This is a genomic window from Nostoc sp. CHAB 5715, assembly GCF_020829685.1.
Classification (GTDB): Bacteria; Cyanobacteriota; Cyanobacteriia; order Cyanobacteriales; family Nostocaceae; genus Nostoc.
In genome coordinates this window covers 1-2,998 of sequence record NZ_JAIVFR010000914.1, presented here as the reverse complement: position 1 = coordinate 2,998, position 2,998 = coordinate 1, and the positions used below count along the sequence as shown (strand labels likewise).

The 2,998-nt window shown below is 38.0% G+C and carries 3 protein-coding genes; 1 reads left to right on the top strand and 2 read right to left on the bottom strand.

Features of this window, described 5'->3' with window-relative positions:
- Positions 1–750 precede the first annotated feature (750 nt).
- Positions 751–1,242: a hypothetical protein gene (locus tag LC574_RS33605; RefSeq protein ID WP_229457922.1), complete on the top strand. Its 492-nt coding sequence runs from the start codon at positions 751–753 to the stop codon at positions 1,240–1,242.
- 419 nt (positions 1,243–1,661) lie between these two features.
- Here LC574_RS33605 and LC574_RS33600 read toward each other — a convergent pair whose 3' ends face one another.
- Entirely contained in the window at positions 1,662–2,036 is a 375-nt protein-coding gene (locus LC574_RS33600; protein WP_229457920.1) for a hypothetical protein, read from the bottom strand.
- On the bottom strand, positions 2,026–2,997 hold the full coding sequence (locus LC574_RS33595) for an LLM class flavin-dependent oxidoreductase (RefSeq protein ID WP_229457918.1): 972 nt from the start codon (positions 2,995–2,997) through the stop codon (positions 2,026–2,028). The genes LC574_RS33600 and LC574_RS33595 overlap by 11 nt, the downstream gene beginning before the upstream one ends.
- Position 2,998 lies beyond the last annotated feature (1 nt).

The following is a 2,998-nucleotide window of genomic DNA, read 5'->3' as shown; positions in this document are numbered from 1 at the left end:
AATATTCTGATAGCGTTCGATGATGTTGAAGGTTCTTTGAAAATTGGAGTATCTACTTTAGTTGCACGACAACTCGACTGTGAAGAATTGGAGGGAGTTTGTATGATTTGAGCAAATACAGGTACACCCAGAGCAAACGTAGCAATTTTTACTAGAATAAAAATATACAATAACTTCTGAAATTCCACGTTTTTTCCTTAATATCACTTATATAGGACTCATATCTGATTTCTGAACAAGATTTTAGATAAAACCCTGATAAAACGGGATTTTCAGTCTCAGTATGTTTTCAGAAATCAAATCGGAGTCCTATAACTCGCGAATTAAGAAAGATGTGCTTAAAACTGCTGAAAATCATGTGCAATAGATATTTTGGCAGTTTTTGACTCTTCTTTTCTCAGGGTTTGTGAGAAATCTGGGTATTCCAAGTACTGTATAAAACATTGAAGATTTTTTAAGAATGGTATCAATAACTTTTACTTTTTCAAGATTTTCTATATATTTTACACACTAGTTAAGTATGTCGGTAAGATTAAAGCCAAATATATAAACTTTGGTAAAGTATAGCGAAACATAGGCTATATGAGCAACCTATAACTTTATACTTCCTTATAAATTTGGATTTATTCAAATCAACCTACTTAGCATCGAAATTCTGTAAGAAGTCATTTACGTTCTTAGTCTAGTCTAGAACATAAATGATACAGAGAATACGAGGATAGATGACATTTTAGTGGGAGCCATTAAATCATGTTAAAACTAATTGTTTCAATTACATTAACAAGTTTGTTTTTTAATTTTCCAATCAGCAAAGAAGCAAATGCTAAAAGTTTAACAGGGGTTGACAATACAGCTCCGATAACTTCCTTACAAAAATCAGAGAATCATAAAGTTTTATCTGAAAGCAGTCTTTCCCCAAGCTACCTGAAGCAAACATTTCTCATTTCGCAAGTCAATTTCGATCTAAACGGTGTTTGGCGGAGTAACGATGGTGGTGTTTATTATGTCAGACAGACAGGCAATCAACTATGGTGGTATGGTGAAAATGGTGGGATATACACTAATGTGTTTCAAGGAACTATCATAGGCAATGCAGTAACAGGTCTGTGGGTTGATGTACCAAAAGGAATTAATAGAGGTGCTGGAAGTTTGTCGATTCTGATTATTTCAAATAATAAATTTGTGCAAAGCACTTTACCAAGTCAATCAGGCTTTGGTTCTGTGGAGTGGACTCGGTTTTGACGTTCCTTACGGCTATAAGCCGTGAGGATTATTAGACCTCTTGCAAAAGTCAAAAAATCAGGAATGTCATTTTGAGCGGAACGCAGGAGAGAAGAATTTCACCAGATGTTTCGCTTCGTTCAAGATGACAATTTAAGTATTTATGCAAGATGTCTATTGAACAGCCCACAAGCGATTTATTTGTCTAATTGGTTGCGAAAATAAGCCTTCAGTGCCAGGATGTAGTCACGGTCAATTCCCTTCTGTCCTGTTACCTTTCTCATAAGTAAGTTCAGGAATCAAATCAGATTCCTATAGTGAATTCTATTCAGTAAAACTGTTATTTTGGGAGGTGATTTTGCTCAAAATTGCAACACTCTGCACTTTTAAAGTACAGAGTGTTAGACAGTGATAAGGATGATTCCCAGTTTCTATTTACCTCAAAGCCAATCTCGGTAAGCTGATATTTCATTTACGCTGATTTCAAACGGCATCCCTTTACCAAATGGCGGATAAACGCGAATTTTTCCATTCGTAGCAAACCGCTCTAACCTATTACCCAACTGGGCAATATTGCTGACTATATGCCAGTAAGCTACTAAGTCAGGGCAGTCAATAATTAATGTTAGGATGCTAGCATTTGTTGTGATATACCACTGACAATTAGACAACAGTACTCGCGTAATGCGATCGCAGGCTAGATAAAAGCATCTGCCAGTAGACTGTTCTAACTCCATTTGCAGCATTCCATCCTGTTTCGTTACCTCAGATGGAGGTAAATCATCGGGAGGAAGCAGGTATAGTTTAGAAGACATAATTTCGCACCTCTTGGTTATAGCGCGTCAAACTCTCTAAGTTTTTTTGCATATCCGCAGAAGAGGGTTTGAGTGCTAACGTACCTAAATTTAATTCGTCCTGAAATTTTTTGATTTTGTCTCGACAAGTCTCCACATCACCAATAATTGAGTTCTCAATCAAATAATCTTCGTCGAAACAAATGTTTGTGCGATCAAATGGTTTTTGGTTGGGATTCGCACTATTTTGCAATAATTCAGCCGAATTAGCTTTCATTTTCTGGCTAAATTGGCGGATGAAAGGTAATGCCTCACTCACAGCCTCATCAAATGTTTTGCTAACATAAAAAAAGCGTGCCAGCACGAAATTTTCCGCACCACTAGAATTTAAGGCTCGATATTTAGCAACAGTATCCTTCAATCTCTGTAGGGAGAATGGCGGCCCACCCATCAAGCTGAAGGAATGTTTAGCAGCAAACTCAATACCATCATCACCGCCAGTAGCAACATACACTGGTATTTTACTCTGCAATGGTTTTGGGTAAATTGTCAGGCGATCGCATTGAAAATATTGCCCATTAAATGATACATCAGTTTCATATAACAGCTTGTGAATCAATGCGATCGCCTCTAGCATCTTGGGACGGGATTCACTTGGGAGTGTCGCAAAATGCTTATTTTGTTGGGGAAAGGGGCCGCCTTTAGCAATCCCAAATAATAATCGTCCATTGCACAGGTTATCCAGAGTGGCAATATCTTCCGCTACCCGAATCGGGTTATGGAATGGCAGTAACACCGCCGCAGTGCCTAATTGGATTGTTGAAGTCAATCCCGCCAAATGTGCCATTAACAGCAACATAGAGGGGCTGAGATTGGATTCACTAAAATGATGCTCACTCACCCAGGCTGACTCAAAACCTAAACTTTCTGCCTGTTTTACTAGCGTGACTTGCTCAAAGATGGCACGATTATTATTTGGGATT

Bases quoted from the DNA above. Each gene is read 5' to 3' on its own strand.
- LC574_RS33605 (WP_229457922.1), top strand. From the start codon at position 751: ATGTTAAAACTAATTGTTTCAATTACATTAACAAGTTTGTTTTTTAAT.
- LC574_RS33600 (WP_229457920.1), bottom strand. From the start codon at position 2,036: ATGTCTTCTAAACTATACCTGCTTCCTCCCGATGATTTACCTCCATCT.